Origin of the sequence: Cellulomonas shaoxiangyii, from assembly GCF_004798685.1 — a bacterium.
In the GTDB taxonomy this organism is placed as follows: Bacteria; Actinomycetota; Actinomycetes; order Actinomycetales; family Cellulomonadaceae; genus Cellulomonas; species Cellulomonas shaoxiangyii.
Map to the genome: position 1 here is coordinate 2,693,721 of NZ_CP039291.1, position 20,684 is coordinate 2,714,404.

Genomic DNA, 20,684 nt, shown 5'->3' on the forward strand with positions numbered 1-20,684 from the left:
GGCACGACGGCAGGGTGGACGACAGGCGCGGCGGCAGGCAGGACGACGGTGACGGCGGTCGTCGGTCTGGTGGTCCTCGCGACCGCAGCGTGCGGCGACGGCGGCGCGGGCACGACGACGCCGTCGGCCACGCCGACACCGACCGCCACCGCGACGCCGTCGCCGGGCGAGTCCGCCACCGCGTCCCCCACCGCGCCCCGGCCGACGGCGACGGGGACCCCCGAGCCGACCGCGGGTCTCGGGGACTTCACGCCGCCCGGCACCGAGCTCACCGCCGAGCCGGTGGACGGCCGGCTCACCGTCGTCGCCGTGCGCACGGGCGAGCACGACGACTACGACCGCGTGGTCTACGAGCTGGCCGGCGAGGGTCTGCCGGGCTGGCGCGTGGGCTGGGTGGACCAGGCCGTCGACGACCCGTCCGGCGAGGTGGTACCGGTCGAGGGTGACGGGATCCTGCAGGTGTGGATCACCGGCACCGCGTACCCGCACGACAGCGGGCACGACGAGTTCGCGCAGGACCTGCACCCGGACGACGGCGACGTGGAGCAGGTGACCCGGCCGCTGACGTTCGAGGGGATGACGCAGTCCTTCATCGGCGTCGACGACGGACCCCGACCGGTCCGCGTGCTGCTGCTGCAGGACCCGGTGCGGGTGGTCGTGGACGTGGCGGACGACGCCTGACGACCGCGGCACGTACGCCCGGGTGCCCGGTTCGTCCGTGCGAGGGAAACGTGGGAGCGCTCTCGTGGAATCGCTCCCATCTCCGCTACGGTCCTCCCATGACCACGCGACCCGTCCTCCCCACCGCCGTCCGCGTCCCCGCACCGGGACGCCGCCACGGCGCCCGGCGCACGCTCGCCGCGGCCGGTGCGGCCGCCGTCGTCCTCACGCTCGGCGCGTGCACCAGCACGAGCGCGGCCGCGCCGCAGGAGTCCGCGCCGCCCTCCGCGGCGCTGTCCGGCACGTCGCAGCCGGACCCCTCCGCGACCCCCACGTCCGTGCCCGCACCCGCCCCGGCACCCGGCGCGGAGCCGGTCGGTGTGCCGCCCTTCCAGGAGGACGTCATGGTCCTCCAGGCCACGGCGACGGAGTGGGTGAGCGTCGACGACATCGTCGTCACTCCGTTCGACGGGTTCACGCGGGTCGAGTACGTGCTCAACGGGCCCGGTGCCGCGTCGTACGAGGTGACCTGGGTCGACCGGGCCCTCGACGAGGCGACCGGTCGCGACCTGCCGATCGAGGGCGACGCCGTGCTCCGCGTCGCCATCGGGTCCGTCCCGCTGTCCGGCATCGACGCGACCCGGGACGAGGCGGTCGAGGCCGGGTCCGTGCGCTCCGTGCTCGCCCCCGTCGCCCTCGACGACGTCGCCGTCGGGTACGTCGGCGCGACCGCACCCGTGCCGGTCCGCGCGTTCTTCTGGCCCGAGGGTCACCGCCTGGTGGTGGACCTGCTCGACGAGGGGTGAGAAGCCTGCGGCGGCCGCTGCGTCAGGACGCCGGGCCGCGCCGCCGCAGCACGAGGGCCTCCCACGGCCGCAGCGTGACGACCCCCGCGGTGACCGCGGCCGGGTCGGCGTAGTTGCCGAGCACGCGCTCGGCGTCGTCGTCCCACCCGGCCGGGACCTCGACCGTCTGCTCCTCGCCCGAGAAGCTGCCGAGCACGAGCAGCTGCACGTCGTCGAGGGTGCGGGTGAACGCGTACACGTGGGGGTGGTCGGGCAGCAGCATCCGGAAGTCGCCGAGCGCGACGACGGGCTCGGCGTGCCGCAGCGCGATCAGCCGGCGGTGGTGGTGGAACACCGAGCTGGGGTCCGCACGCTCGGCCTCGGCGTTGACCGTGCGGTGGTTCGGGTTCACCGCGATCCACGGCTCACCGGTGGTGAAGCCGGCGTGCCGCGTGGCGTCCCACTGCACGGGGGTGCGGGCGTTGTCGCGGCTCATCGCCGCGAGGCCGGCGAGGAGCTGGTCGTCGCTCGTGCGGCCGAGCGCGCGGGCGTGCTCCACGTACCGCAGCGCCTCGATGTCGCGGTACCGGTCGAACGACGTGAAGTGCGCGTTCGTCATCCCGAGCTCCTCGCCCTGGTAGACGTACGGCGTGCCGCGGTGCAGGTGCAGCACCGTGGCGAGCATCGTCGCGGACTCCCGCCGGTACTCGCCGTCGTCCCCGAAGCGCGACACCGCCCGCGGCTGGTCGTGGTTGTCCCAGTAGAGCGAGTTCCAGCCGACGTCCTGGAGACCGGCCTGCCAGCGGTGCATCGTCGCCTTCAGGTCGCGCAGGTCGAGCGGGACGGGGTCGTACTTGCCGCCCGGTCCGTGGTCCAGGCCGACGTGCTCGAACGTGAAGACCATGTCGAGCTCCGCACGGTGTGGGTCCGTGAAGAGGACCGCGTCCTCGACCGTCGCGCCGGGCGTCTCCCCCACGAGCAGCAGCGACTCGCGCCGGCCGGCGAAGACCTCGCGGTGCATCTCCTGCAGGAACTCGTGCAGGCGCGGGCCGTTGTTGGTGCCGGGCCCGGCGTCGCCGAGGACGCCGTGCGTGACCGGACCGTCGTGGAGGGCGCCGTCGGGGCCGACGACCTTCGAGATGAGGTTGATGACGTCCATGCGGAACCCGTCGACCCCCCGGTCGAGCCACCAGCGCATCATCGCGTAGACCGCCTCGCGCACCTCCGGGTTCTCCCAGTTGAGGTCGGGCTGCTTGCGGCTGAACAGGTGCAGGTAGTACTCGCCCGTGGCGTCGTCGAGCTCCCACACCGACCCGGAGAAGAAGGAGCCCCAGTTGGTGGGCTCCGCGCCCGGCTCGCCGGCCGCCATGCCGTGCCGGGGCGGGCGCCACCAGTACCAGTCCCGCTTCGGGTTGTCGACGGACGAGCGCGACTCGACGAACCACGGGTGCTCGTCGCTCGTGTGGTTGACGACGAGGTCCATCACGACCTTGATGCCGCGCGCGTGCAGCGCGTCGACGACCTCGTCCAGGTCCTCGAGGGTGCCGAACAGCGGGTCGACGTCCTGGTAGTCGCTGATGTCGTAGCCGTTGTCGTCCTGCGGGCTGCGGTACAGCGGCGAGAACCAGACGACGTCGACGCCGAGCTCGGCGAGGTGGTCGACGCGCTGCAGCACCCCGCGCAGGTCGCCGACGCCGTCACCGTCGGAGTCCTGGAAGGAGCGGGGGTAGATCTGGTAGACGACCGCGGTGGTCCACCACGGTGCGTCCTCACGTGTGAAGGTCACGTGGTTCCTCTCGGCGTGCGGGGAGCGGTACTCCGACCCTCGCACCCGACGCGCGCAGGCGCACGCCGTCCCCGGCGGGGTCCCGCCCGCCGCGGCTCAGCCGAGCACCGCGCCCTTCGACGCCGACTGCACGAGCTTCTGGTACTTGCCGAGCACGCCGCGCGTGTACCGGGGCGCGAGCGGCGCCCACCCCGCACGCCGGGTGGCGAGCTCCGCCTCGTCGACGAGCAGGTCGAGCGTGACGTGCGCGACGTCGAGGCGGATCCGGTCGCCGTCGCGGACGAAGGCGATCGGCCCGGCGTCGACGGCCTCGGGCGCGATGTGCCCGACGCACAGGCCCGTCGTGCCGCCGGAGAACCGGCCGTCGGTGATGAGCAGGACGTCCTTGCCGAGCGCCGCGCCCTTGATGGCGCCGGTGATGGCCAGCATCTCGCGCATACCCGGGCCGCCCTTCGGGCCCTCGTAGCGGATGACGACGACGTCGCCGGCCTGGATGGTGCCGTCCTCGAGCGCGTCGAGGGCCGCACGCTCGCGCTCGAACACGCGCGCGGTGCCCTCGAAGACGTCGGAGTCGAAGCCCGCGGACTTCACCACGGCGCCGTCGGGCGCAAGCGAGCCGCCGAGGATCGTGATGCCGCCCGTGCGGTGGATCGGGTCGTCCAGCGCCCGCAGGATCTTGCCGTCCGGGTCGGGCGGCGCGATGTCGGCGAGGTTCTCCGCGACCGTGCGGCCGGTGACGGTGAGGCAGTCGCCGTGCAGCAGGCCCGCGTCGAGCAGCGCCTTCATCACGACCGGGACGCCGCCGATGCGGTCGACGTCGTTCATCACGTACCGGCCGAACGGCTTGAGGTCGCCGAGGTGGGGGACGCGCTCGGCCACGCGCGAGAAGTCCGCCAGCGTGAGGTCGACCTCGGCCTCGTGCGCGATCGCCAGCAGGTGCAGCACGGCGTTGGTCGAGCCGCCGAACGCCATGACGACCGCGATCGCGTTCTCGAACGCCTCCTTCGTCATGATCTGCCGCGCGGTGATGCCGCGGCGCAGCAGCTCGACGACCGCCTCCCCCGACCGGCGCGCGAACTGGTCGCGGCGCCGGTCCGCCGACGGCGGCGCGGCCGAGCCGGGCAGCGACATGCCCATCGCCTCGGCCACCGACGCCATGGTGTTGGCCGTGTACATGCCGCCGCACGCACCCTCGCCCGGGCAGATCGCGCGCTCGATGCGGTCGACGTCCTCACGGCTCATGAGCCCGCGCGCGCACGCGCCGACGGCCTCGAACGCGTCGATGATCGTCACGTCCTTCTCGGTGCCGTCCGAGAGCTTCACCCAGCCGGGCATGATCGAGCCCGCGTAGAGGAAGACGCTCGCGAGGTCGAGCCGGGCCGCGGCCATCAGCATGCCGGGGAGCGACTTGTCGCACCCGGCGAGCAGCACGGACCCGTCGAGCCGCTCGGCCATCATCACCGTCTCGACGGAGTCGGCGATGATGTCGCGGCTCACGAGCGAGTAGTGCATGCCCTCGTGGCCCATGGAGATGCCGTCGGAGACCGAGATGGTGCCGAACTCCAGCGGGAACCCGCCGCCCGCGTGCACGCCGTCCTTGACGGCCTTCGCGAGCCGGTCGAGCGAGAGGTTGCAGGGCGTGATCTCGTTCCACGAGCTCGCGACGCCCACCTGCGGCTTCGCGAAGTCCTCGTCCCCCATGCCGACGGCGCGCAGCATGCCGCGCGCGGCGGTCGCCTCCAGGCCGTCGGTGACCTGCCGGGAGCGGGGCTTGATGTCGACGCCGGGGGCGGTGTCCTGCTGCACGTCCGTCATGTGCCGAGACTAGGCAGCCGCGGCTCCCCCGGCACGCCGCCCGTCAGGAGCGGCGGAGTCGGTTCACGTCGCGGACGGCGCCGCGGTCGGCGGAGGTCGCCATCGCGGCGTACGCCTGGAGGGCCGGGGAGACGTAGCGGTCGCGGTTCAGCGGCTGCCACGGGTTCTCCGAGGCCTCCATCTTGGCGCGGCGCTCGGCGAGCACCGCGTCGGGGACGTTGACGCGGATGAGGCGGGTCTCGACGTCGATCTCGATCTCGTCGCCGTCCTCGATCAGGCCGATCGTGCCGCCCGCGGCCGCCTCCGGGCTGACGTGGCCCACGGAGATGCCGCTCGACCCGCCGGAGAACCGGCCGTCCGTGATGAGGGCGCACACCTTGCCCAGGCCGCGGCCCTTGATGAAGGACGTCGGGTAGAGCATCTCCTGCATGCCGGGGCCGCCCGAAGGGCCCTCGTAGCGCACGACGACGACGTGGCCGGGCTGCACCTCCTTGCGGAGGATCTTGTCGACCGCCTCGTCCTGCGACTCGCACACGAGCGCGGTGCCGACGAAGTGGAAGACGTCCGGGTCGATGCCGGCGGTCTTGATGATCGCGCCGTCCTGCGCGAGGTTGCCGCGCAGGACCGCGAGCCCGCCCTCGACGGTGTAGGCGTGCGCGACGTCGCGGATGCAGCCGCCTCCCGCGTCGACGTCCAGGGACTCCCAGCGGTTCGACGTCGAGAACGCCTGCGTCGTGCGGACGCCGCCCGGCGCCGCGTGGAACAGCTCGAGCGCGCGGTCGGTGGCCCGCCCGCCACGCACGTCCCAGTCGTCGAGCCAGGCGCGCAGCGTGGGCGTGTGCACCGACGTGACGTCGTGGTCGAGCAGGCCCCCGCGGTCGAGCTCCCCCAGCAGGGCGGGGATGCCGCCGGCGCGGTGCACGTCCTCCATGTGGAAGTCCGGGTGGTTCGGCGCGACCTTCGCCAGGCAGGGCACGCGGCGGCTGATCGCGTCGATGTCCGCGAGCGTGAAGTCGACCTCGGCCTCCTGCGCCGCGGCGAGCACGTGCAGCACCGTGTTGGTCGAGCCGCCCATCGCGACGTCGAGCGCCATGGCGTTCGCGAACGCGGCCTTGGTCGCGATGCCGCGCGGGGCCGCCGTGTCGTCCTCGTCCTCGTAGTACCGGCGGGCGAGGTCGACGACCGTGCGGCCGGCCTCGAGGAACAGCTCGCGGCGGGCGGTGTGCGTGGCGAGCGTCGAGCCGTTGCCGGGCAGCGACAGGCCGAGGGCCTCGGTGAGGCAGTTCATCGAGTTGGCGGTGAACATCCCGGAGCACGAGCCGCACGTGGGGCACGCGTTCTCCTCGACCTGCGCGAGGGCGGCGTCGTCCACCGCGTCGTCGGCCGAGTAGTTGATCGCGTTGATGAGGTTCAGCGGCGTGCGCGCGACGCCGTTCGCGACGACCGCCTTGCCGGCCTCCATCGGCCCGCCGGACACGAAGATCACCGGGATGTTCAGGCGCAGCGCCGCGTTGAGCATGCCCGGCGTGATCTTGTCGCAGTTCGAGATGCACACGAGGGCGTCCGCGCAGTGCGCGTTGACCATGTACTCGACCGAGTCCGCGATGAGGTCGCGGCTGGGCAGCGAGTAGAGCATTCCCGCGTGGCCCATCGCGATGCCGTCGTCCACGGCGATCGTGTTGAACTCCTTCGCCACGCCACCCGCCTCGCGCACGGCCGACGCGACCAGGTCGCCCATGTCCTTGAGGTGCACGTGCCCGGGGACGAACTGCGTGTACGAGTTGGCGATCGCGACGATCGGCTTGCCGAAGTCCTCGCTCGTCATGCCCGTCGCGCGCCACAGCGCGCGAGCGCCGGCCATGTTGCGGCCGTGGGTCGAGGTACGAGAGCGCAGGGGACGGCTCATCGCGGGACTTCTCCTTCATGCGGACGGGGCCCCGGCTGACGCCAGGAGCCCCGTCACACTACGTCGCCGTCGCGGCGGGTCGAACGTACGTCCGACCCGTGGTCCGCGCGTCGATGCCCCGCCCGCCCGCCCGCCCACCCGCCGCGACGGGCGGACGGGTGGGCGGACGTCGCGCGCGGCCGGGTGGACGAGCGCCCGCGCGCGGCCGGCCGCCGTCAGCGGACGGTGACCGACGTCCAGCGGGGGTCGGCCGTGGTGACGGCGTGCACGTCCCCCGTGAGGGTCGTCCGCGCGGACGCCTCCTTGTCGGCGCACGACGCCCCGACCCACAGCTCGAGCTCGCCCGGTTCGACGATCTTGCGGCCCTCGCGGTCGGTGAACGCCACCCGGGTCGTCGGCACGACGAGCTCGACCTCGACGGACTCCCCGGCCGCGAGCGCGACCCGCCGGTACCCGACCAGCTGCGCCACCGGGCGGCTCACGCTCCCGACGACGTCGTGCGCGTACAGCTGCACGACGTCCGCGCCCGCACGCTCGCCCGTGTTCGTCACGCGGACGCGCGCGGTGATCGTGCCGTCCGTGCGGGGCGCCGGGTCCACGACCAGGTCGCTGTGCGCGAACGTGGTGTACGACAGGCCGAACCCGAAGGGCCGCACCGGCACGGTGCTCAGGTTCGTCACGTCCCCGTCGCCGCCCAGCGCCGGGTGCAGGTAGCTGTACGGCTGCGCACCCGACGAGCGCGGCAGGCTCACGGGCAGGCGCCCCGAGGGGTTCACGCGGCCGGACAGGACGCCCGCGATCGCGCGCCCGCCCTCCTCGCCGGGGAAGAAGGCCTGCACGACCGCCGCGCACCGCTCGAGCGCCCAGTCGAGCACGTAGGGCCGGCCCGTGAGCAGCACCAGCACGACCGGGGTACCCGTCTCGAGCACGGCCTCGACGAGCCCGCGCTGCACGCCCGGCAGGTCAAGGTCGTCCCGGTCGCAGCCCTCACCGACCGTGCCGCGGCCGAACAGGCCGGCGTGGTCGCCCATCACGAGCACGGCGACGTCCGCCGACGCCGCCGCGGCGACCGCCTCGTCGAAGCCGGACCGGTCGTCGTCGTCGACCGCGCAGCCGCGCACCGCCACGACCTCGGTGTCCGCGAGCTCCTCGACGAGCGCCTCGCGCACCGTCGGGACCTCCAGGCCCACCTCCGCGCCGGGGTGCTGGGCCAGCACGTGGTTGAGGAACGAGTAGCAGCCGAAGAGGGCGTGCGGGCGGTCGGCGTTGGGGCCGACGACGGCGACCCGACGCGGCCGCGCGAGCGGCAGCGTCCCGTCGTTGCTCAGCAGGACGAGCGACTCCTCGGCCAGGCGCGCGGCGACGCGACGGTGCTCCGGGCTGTCCAGGTCGACGCCGCTCGGCGGCTCGTCCTCGAACGTCGCACCGAGCAGGCCCAGCTCCTCCTTCTGCCGCAGCACGCGCAGGACCGCACGGTCGACCAGGGCCTCGTCGACCGTGCCGGCCGCGACCGCCGCGGCCAGCGGCTCGAGGTACGCGTCGCCCGTCGGCAGCTCGATGTCGACACCCGCCGTCAGCGCGAGCGCGGCGGCCTCGCCGAGGTCGCCCGCCACGTGGTGCAGCAGGTGCAGGAACGCGACGCCGAAGTAGTCGGCCACGACCGTGCCGTCGAAGCCCCACTCGCCGCGCAGCTTGTCCGTGAGCAGGCGCGGGTCGGACGCCACCGGCACGCCGTCGATCTCGGCGTACGAGTGCATGACCGAGCGCACGCCGCCGTCGAGGACGGCCATCTCGAACGGCGGCAGGAGCACGTCCGCCACCTCGCGCGGACCCGCGTGCACGGGAGCGAAGTTCCGCCCGGACCGCGACGCCGAGTAGCCGACGAAGTGCTTGAGCGTCGCCAGGACGCCGGCCGACTGCAGGCCGCGCACGTACGACGTCCCGACGGTGCCGACCAGGTACGGGTCCTCGCCGATGCACTCGTCGACGCGCCCCCAGCGGGGGTCGCGCACGACGTCGAGCACCGGGGACAGGCCCTGGTGGATGCCGAGGTCACGCATGGAGCCGCCGATGAGCGCAGCCATCTCCTCGACCAGCTCCGGGTCGAACGACGCGCCCCACGCGAGCGGCGTGGGGAACGTCGCGGCCTTCCAGGCGGACAGCCCGGTGAGGCACTCCTCGTGGACGATCGCCGGGATGCCCAGGCGCGTGCCCGTGACGAGCCGGCGCTGCTGGCCCCACAGGCGCCGCGCCTGCGCGTCGGCGTCCACGGGACGGGTGCCGTAGACCCGGGTGAGGTGCCCGAGGCCGTGCCGCGTGATCTCGTCGTACCCGCGCTCCGCCTCGAACTCGCCCTGCAACGGGGCGACCGCCTCGCCGTCCTCCTTCTCCCAGAAGCCGACGATCTGGGCGAGCTTCTCCGCCAGGGTCATCTCGGCCAGGAGGCTCTCGGCGGTCCGGCTCGTGGCCGGGACCGCGGGCACCTGCAGATCCGTCACGGATCCCACTCCTTCGATGGTGCGACGGGACGGGTGGGCGCACGCAGCTCACGTGCACCCACCCGTCCATGGGTCGTGCGGCGCCGCGCCGGTGGCGCGCGGCGGGTCAGGCCCCGACGGCGCTCAGCCCACGAGGCACTCAGCCCTTGACGGCACTCAGCCCTTGACGGCGCCCTGGAGGCCGTTGACGATCCGCTTCTGCATCGTCAGGAAGAACACCAGCGCGGGGATGACGGCCAGCGACGTGAAGGCCAGCACGCCCGCGGTGTCCGAGGCGTACTGCGTCGAGAAGTCCGCGACGCCCAGCGGCAGCGTCTTCATCGCCTGGTCGTTGAGGATGAGCAGCGGCAGCAGGTACGCGTTCCACGAGCCGACGAACGCCAGCACGCCGACGGTCACCATGCCCGGCCCGGACAGCGGGAGGAGGATCCGCCAGAAGAACCCGATGCGGGACGCGCCGTCGATCGACGCGGCCTCCTCGAGCTCCTTGGGCAGCGCCTGGAGGAACGGGCGCAGGATGACGACCGTGACGGGCAGCGCGAACGCCGCCTGCGGCAGTGCCACGCCCCAGAACGTGTTGACCAGGCCGAGGTCCCGGATCTGCAGGAACAGCGGGATGATCGCGACGGTCGCCGGGAACAGCAGGCCGAGCACGAAGACCATGTACAGGCCCTCGCGTCCCTTGAACTGGTACCGGGCCAGGGGGTACGCGGCCATGACGCCCATGACGACGACGACCGCGGTCGTGATGAGCGCGATGATCGACGAGTTGAGCGCGTACTGCCAGAAGTTGCTCTGCGTCAGGACGTTGATGTAGTTCTGCACGACCCACGGGCTCGGCAGACCCACCGGGTTCTCCGCGAGCTGCCCGTTGGAGCGGAAGCCGCTGATGACCGCGTAGACCACCGGGGCCAGCGTCGCGACCGCGACCACCACGGCGGCGACGTAGACGAGGGGGCCGACGCGGCGTCGGTCGGCGCGCGCACGGGCGGCGCGCGGCGGGCGCGCGCCACGGGGCGGGGCTGCCACGGCGGTCATCGGGTCACCTTCCTGCGGCGACGGACCACGGACGCACCGTCGTTGTCCGGCCGCTGCACGAACGTCTGGTAGAGGATCGCCAGGATGAAGGAGATGGCGAAGAGGATCACCGCGACGGCGGACGCGTAGCCGTACTGGCTGCGCTCGGTGCCCTGGTTGATGAGGTACGTCGCCATGGTCACGGTCGCGTTCGCGGGCCCGCCCTTGGTGAGGATCCACACCATGTCGAACAGCTGCAGCGAGCCGATCATCGACAGGAAGATCCAGGTGCGGATCGTCGGGCCGAGCAGCGGGATCGTGATCTTGCGCTGTACCTGCCACCACGACGCGCCGTCGATCGACGCGGCCTCGTTGAGCTCCTCCGGGACGCTCTGCAGGCCGGCCAGGAGCAGCACGATCGCGAGACCGACGTACTTCCACGTCAGCACGCCGATGACGGTCCACAGCGCGAAGCCGGGGTCGCCGAGCCAGACCTGCTTGACGAACCCGAGCCCCACCGCGTCCAGCACGGCGTCGAGGGGGCCGTTCGGCTGCAGCAGCAGCGCCCACACCACACCGGCCACGACCTCGGCGAGGACGTACGGCACGAAGACGATGACGCGCATGGCCGTGCGGCCGGCGAACTTGCGGTTGAGCAGCAGCGCGATCGCGAGCCCGATGGGCAGCTGGATCGCGATCGACAGCACCACGATCAGGAGGTTGTTCGTCACGGCCCGCTGGAAGATCGCGTCCGCGAGCGCGTTCGCGTAGTTCTGGAACCCGACGAAGTCGTCCATCGGGCCCAGGCCGTTCCACTTGAACAGCGAGTAGCGGCCGGCCTGCACGATCGGCACGACGACGAACACCGCGAACAGCACGAGAGCCGGGGTCACGAAGAAGGCGATCTCGAGCCGCTGGCGCCACTGGCGGGAGCGGTGCTGGGCGTCCGCGTCGCGCGGACCGGCCGCCGCCGGCCAGGACGATCCCTGGCCGGCGGCGCCGGTGCGTGCTCGCGCGGCTGCGCCCCTGGTTCCCGTCCCCTGCATGCGGGGGGTCAGGTCGCTGGCCACGTCGCTCACTCGTTCGCGGCGGCGGTGGTCATCGCGTCGACGACGTCCTGAGCAGAGCCCTGCTCCGCGAAGACGGCGGCGATCGCGTCGTTCATGGCGCCGCCGATGTTCTCGCCGAGCTCCGTGTCCAGGTAGAGCTGGATGTACGGGGCGTCGTTACGGACGGCCAGCAGGCCGGCGAGCGCCGGGTCCTTGACGAACGCGCTCGCGGAGCGGTTCGTCGGCAGGCCCATGTCGTACTCGGCGAAGCCCTTCTGGATCTCGTCCGAGAGCAGGTACTCGATGAAGTCGACGCAGACGTCGGGCGCCTCCTGCGAGCAGGCCCACGCGTCGCCGCCGCCGAGCTGCGCGGACTGGTCGCCCTCGCCGCCGTCGACCGCCGGGAACGCGAACCAGCCGGTGTTCTCACCGAGGCCCAGGTTGTCCTCCGTCAGGCCCTTCATGACGCCGGGCTCCCAGTGGCCCGCCAGCTCCATCGCGACCTTGCCGGTCGCGAGCAGACCCGACGCGGAGGCCGGGCCGGTCTGCGCCACGGTCGCGAGGAAGCCGGTGTTGAAGGGCTTCGTGCCGACGAGCGCCTCGAGGTCCGCACCCGCACGCGTGAAGCACTCGTCCGAGAAGTCGAGGTTGGTGATCGCCTCGCCCATGACGTCCTTCGAGCACTCGCGCAGCGCGAGGTAGTACCAGTAGTGCGCGGCCGGCCACTTGTCGCCGGCGCCGACGGAGATCGGCTCGATGCCCGCGGCCTTGAGCTTGTCGTTGGCCGCGTTCAGCTCCTCCATCGTCGTGGGGGTCGCGGTGATGCCGGCCTGCTGGAAGAGGGCCTTGTTGTACCAGAAGCCGACGACGCCGATCGAGAACGGCAGCGCGTAGACCTTCTCCTCGTACGTCCAGCCGTCGACGACGCCGCCGATGTTGGCGATCGTCTCGGACGCCGGCTCGGTCAGGTCCTTGACGAGACCGGCCTCGACGTGGGCGGCGAGCTCGCCGCCGCCGCGCTCCATGAAGACGTCGGGGGTGTCCCCGGTCTGGAACGCCGCGTCGAGCTTCGTGAGCATGTCCTCGTGCTGCAGGGCGCTCACCTCGATCGTGACGCCCGGGTTGTCCTGCTCGAACTGGTCGGCGACCTGGTCGTAGTAGTCCTTGCCTTCGCCGGTGTTCGAGTTGTGCCACCACTGGAGGGTGACGTTCTCGCCGTCGGCGCCGGCGGTCTCGTCGCTGCCGCCGGTGCCGCCAGAGCTGCAGGCGGTGGCGAGCATCGCGATTCCTGCGCCCAGCGCCACGGCGCGGAGGGCGGTAGTCCGCATCATCTTCGATCTCCTCGTCGTCCTTGAGAGGGAGGGACGTCGCTAGGTAATCAGCCGTCCAGAAGGCGTGTCAATCGATGTCGATAACGTTATCGACACAGTTGCTCTACGATCACCCACGTGGACCTCGCTCCCCGCGTCAAGATGGCCGATGTCGCCCGAACTGCCGGGGTGTCGGTCGCCACCGTGTCCAAGGTGGTCAACGGCCGGTACGGCGTCTCGCAGAGCACCCTCGAGCGCGTCCAGGGCGTCATCGCCCAGCTGGGCTACGAGGCGAGCCTCGGCGCCCGCTCGTTGCGCAGCTCCCGCACCAACGTGCTCGGGATCCTCGTCGCCGAGTTCGAGCCCTTCTCGACCGAGCTGCTCAAGGGTGCCTCCGGGGCCGTCGGCGCCACGGGCTACGAGCTCCTCGCGTACTCCGGTGGCGGCGGTCACGCAGACGTCGGGTGGGAGCGCCGCTACCTCTCGCGCCTGTCGGGCACCCTCATCGACGGCGCGATCATCGTCACCCCGACCGTCGTCGAGGCCGTCCCGGGCATCCCCGTCGTGGCCGTCGACCCGCACGCCGGCCCCTCGGGCCTGCCGACGGTCGACGCCGACAGCTTCGCCGGCGCGGTCGCCGCCACCGAGCACCTGCTCGGGCTCGGGCACCGGCGCATCGGGTTCCTCGGCGGCCGCCCGGACCTGGAGTCGGCCCGCGAGCGCGAACGCGGCTTCCGCCACGCGATGGCCGCCGCCGGCGTCGACGTCGACGAGTCGCTCGTGCGCAACGGCGGGTACCGCCCCGAGACGGCGGCCGCACCCGCCCACGACCTGCTCGACCGCGCGCAGCGCCCCACCGCGGTCTTCGCCGCCAACGACCTGTCGGCGATCGAGCTCGTCCGCGTCGCGCAGGAGCTCGGGCTGGACGTGCCGCGCGACGTCTCCGTCGTCGGCTTCGACAACGTCCCCGAGTCGGCGCTGTGCACGCCGCCGCTGACGACGATCAACCAGCCGCTGCAGCAGATGGGCGCCGAGGCGCTCCAGCTGCTCGTGGACCTGGTCGCCGGGCGTGAGCGCGAGTCGCACCTGCGCCTGCCGACCGAGCTCGTCGTGCGCGCGTCCACGGCGGCGCCCGTCGGCTGACGCCCGGCCCCGCGGCGCCCGGTCAGGCGCGCGCGGCGACCTCGTCGTCCGTCTCCGCACCCGCGGCGATGTGCCGCGTCACCCACGGGGCGAGCGCCGCCATGACGCCGGCCAGCACCAGCGCGACCAGGCCGATCCCGCCGAAGTACGTCACCACGGGGACGTCCTGCGTCGCGCCGACGAGCTGGGCCGTGATCGCGTTACCGGCGGCCGGGGCGAGGAACCACAGCGCCATGGCCTGACCACGGAACGCCTGCGGCGCGAGCAGCGTCGTCGCGGCCAGGCCCACGGGCGACAGGCACAGCTCGCCGAGGGTCTGCAGCAGGTACACGACGACGAGCACCCACCACGGCGCCTTCCCGTCGCCGACGGCGGCGGTCGCGCCCGCGAGGAAGAGGAAGCTGAGCGCCGCGAGGCCGAGCCCCAGGGCGAACTTCGCCGCCGTGGACGGGCGGTCCCCCGTCCGCAGCCACAGCCAGGCGAACACCGGCGCGAGCACGATGATCGCCGCGGGGTTGACCGACTGGAACACCTCCGGCGAGATCGTCGTCCCCAGCACCTCGAGGTCGGTGCGGTCGCGCGCGTACGCCGCCAGGGTGCTCGAGGCCTGCTCGAAGATCATCCAGAACAGCGTCGCGGCGACGAACAGCGGCACGTACGCCCGCAGGCGCGACCGCTCGGCGGCGTTGACCTTCGGCGAGCGGAACATGACGGCGAACATCGCGACCGGGGCGGCGAACGCCAGGTACGACAGCCCGTTGATGACCACGTCGAGCGGGCCCTCGGCGCGGTCCGTCGCCGTGGTGGCGAGCCACCCCAGGGCGACGGCCGCGAGGACCGCGGCGAGCAGGAGCAGGCCCGTGCGCACGAGGCCCGGCCGGTCCGCGGCCGTCAGCGGGTTCGGCGGCTCCTCCCCCGCACCGTGCAGCAGACCCCGGCCCACGACGAAGACCCCGAGCGCGAGCGCCATGCCGACCGCGGCGACCGCGAACCCGGCGTGGTAGCCGCCGATGCTGCGCGCGAGGCCCACCAGGATCGGCGCGGCGACAGAGCCGATGTTGATGCCCATGTAGAAGATGGAGAACGCGGAGTCGCGCCGCGGGTCGTCGCGCCGGTACAGCTCCCCGACCATGCTGGACACGTTGGGCTTGAGCAGACCCGTGCCGATCGCCACGAGCACGATGCCGAGGTACGCCGTCGTGGCCGTCGGCAGCGCCAGGCACACGTGCCCGGCCGCGATGACCACGCCGCCGTAGAGCGTGGCGCGGCGCGCGCCGATGAGCCGGTCCGCCACCCACCCACCGACGACCGTCAGGAGGTAGACGGCCGACCCGTACACCGCGACGAGGCCCAGGCCGGTGGCCTCGTCGATCCCGAGGCCGTCGTTCTCGACCGTGTCGGTCAGGTAGTAGAAGAGGATCGCCCGCATGCCGTAGTAGCTGAACCGCTCCCACAGCTCCGTGCCGGAGAGCGTGAACAGCCCGGCCGGGTGCCCCAGGATCGACCGCCCGTCACGCGGAGCGGGCTGCGTCGGCAGATCGGCGGCATTGCTCATGGTTCCCATCGTCACCCCGTCGGCTCCCGGGTGCGCACGCAGGCTCGACGTGTGCTCGGCCACACGGCGCGGGCGGCGCGGGCAGGGTGGGCAGCGCGCACGGTGCCGGCGTCAGGTGCGCGCGACCTCGTTGTCCGGGTCGCGGCCGGCGAGCAGCGCCACGAGCTGGCGGCGCACGAGCGCGGCGACGCGCGGGAAGGTGGCGTCGGTGTTGCCGCCCTGGTGCGCGGTGATCAGCACACCCGGCGCCCGCCACAGCGGGTGGTCGGCGGGCAGCGGCTCGGGGTCGGTGACGTCGAGCGCGGCCCGCAGGCGCCCGGCAGCGAGCTCGGCGACCAGCGCGTCGGTGTCGACGACCTTGCCGCGCGCGACGTTGACCAGCAGCGCGCCGTCCTTCATGCGGCCCAGCGCCTCGCCGTCGAGCAGGTGGTAGGACGTGCGGGACAGCGGGATCGCGAGCACCACGACGTCCGCGTCGGGCAGCAGGTCGCCCAGCTCGTCGACGCCGTGCACGTGCCCGTCCGCGTCGTCCCGCGCGGTCGACGCGACCCGTACGAGCTCGACCTCGAACGGTGCGAACCGCGCGCCGATGGCCCGGCCCACCGAGCCCTGCCCCACGACGAGGACCCGCCGATCTGCGAGCGACGGCCCGAACGGGTTCTCCCAGCGGCCGGCGTCCTGTGCGCGCACCGCGCCGGGCAGGTCCCGCTGCACCGCGAGCGTGAGCGCCACCGCCAGCTCCGCGGTGCCCGCGTCGTGCACGCCGCGGCCGTTGAGCAGCGTCACGCCGGGCGGCAGGTGGGGCAGCGCGTGCTCGTACCCGGCGCTCGGCAGCTGCACCCACCGCAGGCGCGGCAGGTCGCGCAGGACCGCGAACCCGCGCGCGCCCACGAAGTAGTGCGGCACGACCACCATGTCGACGTCCGCCGCGTCCGCCGGGTCGAGCGGGCCGCGCAGGTCCCAGGGCACGAGCCGCAGGTCGTCGAGGTGGGCGGCGGCGAGGTCGGCGAGGCGGCCGAGCAGGTCCTCGTCGGGGATCGTGACGGTCAGCACGTGCGGGGGGTCCCTACGGTCGTGACGGGGTTCGGGCAGGTCGGACGCGCGGGCGCGGGCGGCGCCGAGGTCAGTCGGGCTGCCGTGCGCGGAACTCGTCCTCGAGCATCGACATGACGATCGCGTCGCACCAGCCGGGGCCGTCGCGGTAGCCGTCGCGACGGCGGCCCTCGACCCGGAAGCCGATGTTCTCGTACAGCGACACGGCGCGCGCGTTGATGCTCAGCGCCTCGAGCTCGACGCGGTGCATGCCCAGGCCGTCGAAGGCGAACCCGAGCACCAGCTCGATCGCCTCCGTGCCGTAGCCGCGGCCGCGGTACATGGGGCGCATCGCCAGGCGCAGGCCGGCGCAGCGCACGTCCTCGTCGACCTCGTCGAGGACGATCTCCCCGCGGTACTCGTCGGAGCCGTTCGCCGTGACGGCGAAGTCGTACCGGCCCTCGGCGGCCTCCCGGCTCGCGCACCACGCGGCGACCTCCTCGCGCGTGACCGTGCGGGTGGTGCCGGTCAGCCGGTTCCCCTCGGGGTCGGTGAGCATGTCCCACATCGCGTCGACGTCGTCGGCGCGGACCGGCCGCAGGACGATCATCTCCCCCTGCAACGTGGGTTTCTGCATCCCGTACCTCCGCCGCTCGTGCGCCCGTCCGGGCGCCGGGACGGCGCCGTCGCGTCATCGTAGGGCGGGCGTGTGACCCGGATGTTGCGCCGCGGCGCCGGGGCCCTGCCCTCGCGGGCGGGTCCCGGCGCCGTGCGGACGGCCGTGGCGGCCCTCAGCCCTGCACGCGCTCCAGCACGAGCTCGCGCACGCGGCCGGCGTCGGCCTGGCCGCGGGTGGCCTTCATGACGGCGCCGATGATCGCGCCGACGGGGCCGAGGTTGCCGCCGCGGATCTTCGCGGCGATGTCGGGCTGGGACGCGAGCGCCGCGTCGATCGCCTCGAGCAGCGGGCCGTCGTCCGAGACGACCCCGAGCCCGCGCGCGACGACGACCTCCTCGGGGTCGCCCTCCCCCGCGAGCACGCCCTCGAGCACCTGGCGCGCGAGCTTGTCGTTGATGCGGCCGGCGTCGACGAGCTGCTGCAGGGACCCGATCTGCGCGGGCGTGATCGGCAGCTCGGCGAGCTCGACCTCCTGCTGCTTCGCCGTGCGGGCGAGCTCACCCATCCACCACTTGCGGGCCGCGGCCGGCGAGGCGCCCGCCGCGACGGTCGACTCGATGAGCTCCACGGCGCCGGCGTTGACGACGTCGCGCATCTCGGCGTCCGCGTAGCCCCACGCCTCCTGCAGGCGGCGGCGCCGCGCGGCGGGCAGCTCGGGCAGCGTCGCGCGGATCTCCTCGACCCAGGCCGGGTCGGGGACGATCGGCACGAGGTCGGGCTCCGGGAAGTACCGGTAGTCCTCGGCGTCGGACTTCACGCGTCCGGACGTCGTGCTGCCCGTGTCCTCGTGCCAGTGCCGCGTCTCCTGGACGATCGTGCCGCCGGCGTCGAGCACGGCCGCCTGGCGGCCGATCTCGTAGCGGACGGCGCGCTCGACCGAGCGGAACGAGTTGACGTTCTTCGTCTCCGTGCGGGTGCCGAGGGCCGACTCGGGCGTCGGGCGCAGGGACACGTTGACGTCGGCGCGCACGTTGCCGCGCTCCATGCGGGCCTCGGAGACCCCGAGCGCGCGGAACAGGTCACGCAGGGTCTGCACGTACGCGCGCGCCACCTCGGGCGCCCGCGCACCGGCGCCCGTGATGGGCCGCGTGACGATCTCGACGAGCGGCACACCGGCCCGGTTGTAGTCCACGAGGGAGTACTCGGCGCCGTGGATGCGGCCCGTGGAGCCGCCGACGTGGGTGTTCTTGCCCGCGTCCTCCTCCATGTGCGCGCGCTCGATCTCGACGCGGAACGTGGTGCCGTCCTCGAGCTCGACGTCGACCCAGCCGTCGTGCGCGATGGGCTCGTCGTACTGCGACGTCTGGAAGTTCTTCGGCACGTCCGGGTAGAAGTAGTTCTTCCGGGCGAACCGGCACGACGCCGCGATGGAGCAGTTGAGCGCGAGGCCGATGCGGATCGCGTACTCCACCGCGGTGCCATTGACGGCGGGCAGCGCCCCCGGCAGCCCCAGGCTCACGGGCGTGATCTGCGTGTTGGGCTCCTCGCCGAAGAACTGCTCGGCGCCGTCGAACATCTTGGTCCGCGTGCCGAGCTCGACGTGCACCTCGATGCCGATGACCGGGTCGAACCGGGCCACCGCGTCGTCGTAGTCGACCAGGTCGACGCTCGTCGTCGTGCTCATCAGGCGACCTCTCCCGTCAGCTCGGGCGCGCGGCGCAGCAGCGGGCCCTCCCAGCCGAACTCCAGCAGCGCCTCGAGCGCGGCGCCCACGCGGTACAGCCTGGCGTCCTCGCGCGCGGGCGCGAGGATCTGGAACCCGACCGGCAGGCCGTCGTCCGACAGGCCGTTCGGCAGCGACATGCCGGGCACGCCCGCGAGGTTCGCGGGGATCGTGGCGACGTCGTTGAGGTACATCGCGAGCGGGTCGTCGAGCTTCTCGCCGAGCTTGAACGCCGTGGTCGGCGCCGTGGGCGAGACCAGGACGTCCGCCTGCGCGAAGGCGGCGGCGAAGTCGCGCTGGATCAGGGTGCGGACCTTCTGCGCCGAGCCGTAGTACGCGTCGTAGTAGCCCGCCGACAGCGCGTACGTGCCGAGGATGATGCGCCGCTTGACCTCGTCGCCGAAGCCCTGCCCGCGCGTGGCCGCCATGACGCGCTCGGCCGTGACGGGCCCCTCGGACGGCTCGACGCGCAGGCCGAAGCGCATGCCGTCGAACTTCGCGAGGTTGCTCGACGCCTCCGCCGGGAGGATCAGGTAGTACGCGGCGAGCGCGTACGTGAAGTGCGGGCAGGAGACCTCGACGACCTCGGCGCCGGCGTTGCGCAGGGCGTCGAGCGACTCCTCGAACCGCGCGAGCACGCCCGGCTGGTAGCCCTCCCCCTGCAGCTCCTTGACGACGCCGACGCGCAGGCCGCGCAGGTCGCTGCTCATGCCGTCCTTCGCGGCGGCGACGAAGCCCGTCGCGGGGTCCGGCAGCGACGTGGCGTCGCGCGGGTCGTGCCCGCCGATGAGCTCGTGCAGGAGCGCCGCGTCCAGCACGGAACGCGTGCACGGCCCCGCCTGGTCGAGGGACGACGCGAGCGCGATGAGCCCGTACCGGGACACGCTGCCGTACGTCGGCTTCACGCCGACCGTGCCGGTCACGGCGGCCGGCTGGCGGATCGAGCCGCCCGTGTCGGTGCCGATCGCCAGCGGGGCCTCGTAGGCCGCGATCGCCGCGGCCGAGCCGCCGCCCGAGCCGCCGGGGATGCGGTCGAGGTCCCACGGGTTGTGGGTGTTGCCGTATCCCGAGTGCTCGGTCGACGACCCCATGGCGAACTCGTCCATGTTGGTCTTGCCGAGGATGGGCAGGCCCGCGGCCTTGATCCGCTCGACGAGCGTCGCGTCGTACGGCGGCACCCAGCCCTCGAGGATGCGCGAGCCGGCCGTCGTGGGCAGGCCGCGCGTGACGACGACGTCCTTGACGGCGATCGGCACGCCCGCGAGCGGGTGCAGCTCCTCGCCCGCGCCGCGGCGCGCGTCGACGTCCGCCGCGGTGGCCAGCGCCTCGTCGGCCGAGACGTGCAGGAACGCGTGCACCTGCGGGTCCACGGCGGCGATCCGGTCGAGGTGCGCCTGCGTCAGCTCGACGCTGCTCACCTCGCGCGCGCCGAGCCGCCGGGACAGCTCCGACGCGGGCAGGTGGGTCAGGGGGCTCTCCACGGCGCTCACGCCTCCTCCCCCAGGATCTGCGGGACGAGGAACTTGCCGTCCTGGGCGGCCGGCGCCTGGGCGAGCACCTCGTCGCGGTCCAGCGGCGCGACGGGCTCGTCGGCGCGGAACACGTTGGTCAGCGGCAGCGGGTGGCTGGTCGCGGGGACGTCGGGCGTCGCGACCTCGGACACCCGGGCGACCGACTCGACGATGACGTCGAGCTCGCCGGCGAGGCGGTCGAGCTCGCCCGGCGTCAGGTCGATCCGGGCGAGCGCGGCGACGCGCGCGACCTCGTCGCGGGAGAGGGTGGACAT

Annotated in this window: 16 protein-coding genes; 3 read left to right on the top strand and 13 right to left on the bottom strand. The window is 73.2% G+C overall.

The window, feature by feature from the left end:
- The first annotated feature begins 48 nt into the window (after nt 1–48).
- The gene (locus tag E5225_RS12240; protein WP_135971952.1) at nt 49–681 is read left to right on the top strand and encodes an AMIN-like domain-containing (lipo)protein; all 633 of its coding nucleotides are present in this window, start codon (nt 49–51) and stop codon (nt 679–681) included.
- A gap of 98 nt (nt 682–779) precedes the next feature.
- Nucleotides 780–1,466 carry an AMIN-like domain-containing (lipo)protein gene (locus E5225_RS12245; protein ID WP_135971953.1) on the top strand — a complete coding sequence of 229 codons (687 nt, stop codon included), beginning with the start codon at nt 780–782 and terminating at the stop codon, nt 1,464–1,466.
- A gap of 22 nt (nt 1,467–1,488) precedes the next feature.
- On the opposite strand, the gene E5225_RS12250 is transcribed toward E5225_RS12245, so the two are convergent.
- The 7 genes from E5225_RS12250 to E5225_RS12280 form a co-directional block, all read right to left on the bottom strand.
- Nucleotides 1,489–3,231: a glycoside hydrolase family 13 protein gene (locus tag E5225_RS12250; RefSeq protein ID WP_135971954.1), complete on the bottom strand. Its 1,743-nt coding sequence runs from the start codon at nt 3,229–3,231 to the stop codon at nt 1,489–1,491.
- A 96-nt stretch (nt 3,232–3,327) separates the two neighbouring features.
- Nucleotides 3,328–5,046: a dihydroxy-acid dehydratase gene (gene ilvD / locus E5225_RS12255; protein WP_135971955.1), complete on the bottom strand. Its 1,719-nt coding sequence runs from the start codon at nt 5,044–5,046 to the stop codon at nt 3,328–3,330.
- Between the two features lie 43 nt (nt 5,047–5,089).
- Nucleotides 5,090–6,952 (bottom strand): dihydroxy-acid dehydratase, encoded by a 1,863-nt coding sequence (gene ilvD / locus E5225_RS12260; protein WP_135971956.1) that lies wholly within the window; start codon nt 6,950–6,952, stop codon nt 5,090–5,092.
- A 215-nt stretch (nt 6,953–7,167) separates the two neighbouring features.
- Nucleotides 7,168–9,450 (bottom strand): beta-xylosidase/alpha-l-arabinosidase, encoded by a 2,283-nt coding sequence (locus E5225_RS12265; protein WP_481752980.1) that lies wholly within the window; start codon nt 9,448–9,450, stop codon nt 7,168–7,170.
- 156 nt (nt 9,451–9,606) lie between these two features.
- Nucleotides 9,607–10,488: a carbohydrate ABC transporter permease gene (locus E5225_RS12270; protein WP_135971957.1), complete on the bottom strand. Its 882-nt coding sequence runs from the start codon at nt 10,486–10,488 to the stop codon at nt 9,607–9,609.
- Nucleotides 10,485–11,537: a carbohydrate ABC transporter permease gene (locus E5225_RS12275; protein ID WP_243738036.1), complete on the bottom strand. Its 1,053-nt coding sequence runs from the start codon at nt 11,535–11,537 to the stop codon at nt 10,485–10,487. Before E5225_RS12275 ends, E5225_RS12270 begins: the two co-directional genes overlap by 4 nt.
- Before the next feature lie 5 nt (nt 11,538–11,542).
- The gene (locus tag E5225_RS12280; protein ID WP_135971958.1) at nt 11,543–12,847 is read right to left on the bottom strand and encodes an ABC transporter substrate-binding protein; all 1,305 of its coding nucleotides are present in this window, start codon (nt 12,845–12,847) and stop codon (nt 11,543–11,545) included.
- Between the two features lie 141 nt (nt 12,848–12,988).
- Between E5225_RS12280 and E5225_RS12285 the strand changes: the two genes are divergently transcribed.
- Nucleotides 12,989–13,969, top strand: a complete 981-nt coding sequence (locus tag E5225_RS12285; protein ID WP_135971989.1) for a LacI family DNA-binding transcriptional regulator — start codon at nt 12,989–12,991, stop codon at nt 13,967–13,969.
- 22 nt (nt 13,970–13,991) lie between these two features.
- On the opposite strand, the gene E5225_RS12290 is transcribed toward E5225_RS12285, so the two are convergent.
- From E5225_RS12290 to gatC, 6 genes are all read right to left on the bottom strand, one after another.
- Nucleotides 13,992–15,524 (bottom strand): peptide MFS transporter, encoded by a 1,533-nt coding sequence (locus E5225_RS12290; protein WP_243738037.1) that lies wholly within the window; start codon nt 15,522–15,524, stop codon nt 13,992–13,994.
- Between the two features lie 111 nt (nt 15,525–15,635).
- Nucleotides 15,636–16,577: a 2-hydroxyacid dehydrogenase gene (locus tag E5225_RS12295; RefSeq protein ID WP_135971960.1), complete on the bottom strand. Its 942-nt coding sequence runs from the start codon at nt 16,575–16,577 to the stop codon at nt 15,636–15,638.
- Between the two features lie 70 nt (nt 16,578–16,647).
- Nucleotides 16,648–17,193 (bottom strand): GNAT family N-acetyltransferase, encoded by a 546-nt coding sequence (locus E5225_RS12300; protein ID WP_135971961.1) that lies wholly within the window; start codon nt 17,191–17,193, stop codon nt 16,648–16,650.
- Between the two features lie 154 nt (nt 17,194–17,347).
- Nucleotides 17,348–18,859 (bottom strand): Asp-tRNA(Asn)/Glu-tRNA(Gln) amidotransferase subunit GatB, encoded by a 1,512-nt coding sequence (gene gatB / locus E5225_RS12305; RefSeq protein ID WP_135971962.1) that lies wholly within the window; start codon nt 18,857–18,859, stop codon nt 17,348–17,350.
- Nucleotides 18,859–20,388 carry an Asp-tRNA(Asn)/Glu-tRNA(Gln) amidotransferase subunit GatA gene (gene gatA, locus E5225_RS12310; RefSeq protein ID WP_243738039.1) on the bottom strand — a complete coding sequence of 510 codons (1,530 nt, stop codon included), beginning with the start codon at nt 20,386–20,388 and terminating at the stop codon, nt 18,859–18,861. The genes gatB and gatA overlap by 1 nt, the downstream gene beginning before the upstream one ends.
- Nucleotides 20,385–20,684 carry an Asp-tRNA(Asn)/Glu-tRNA(Gln) amidotransferase subunit GatC gene (gene gatC, locus E5225_RS12315; RefSeq protein WP_135971963.1) on the bottom strand — a complete coding sequence of 100 codons (300 nt, stop codon included), beginning with the start codon at nt 20,682–20,684 and terminating at the stop codon, nt 20,385–20,387. Before gatC ends, gatA begins: the two co-directional genes overlap by 4 nt.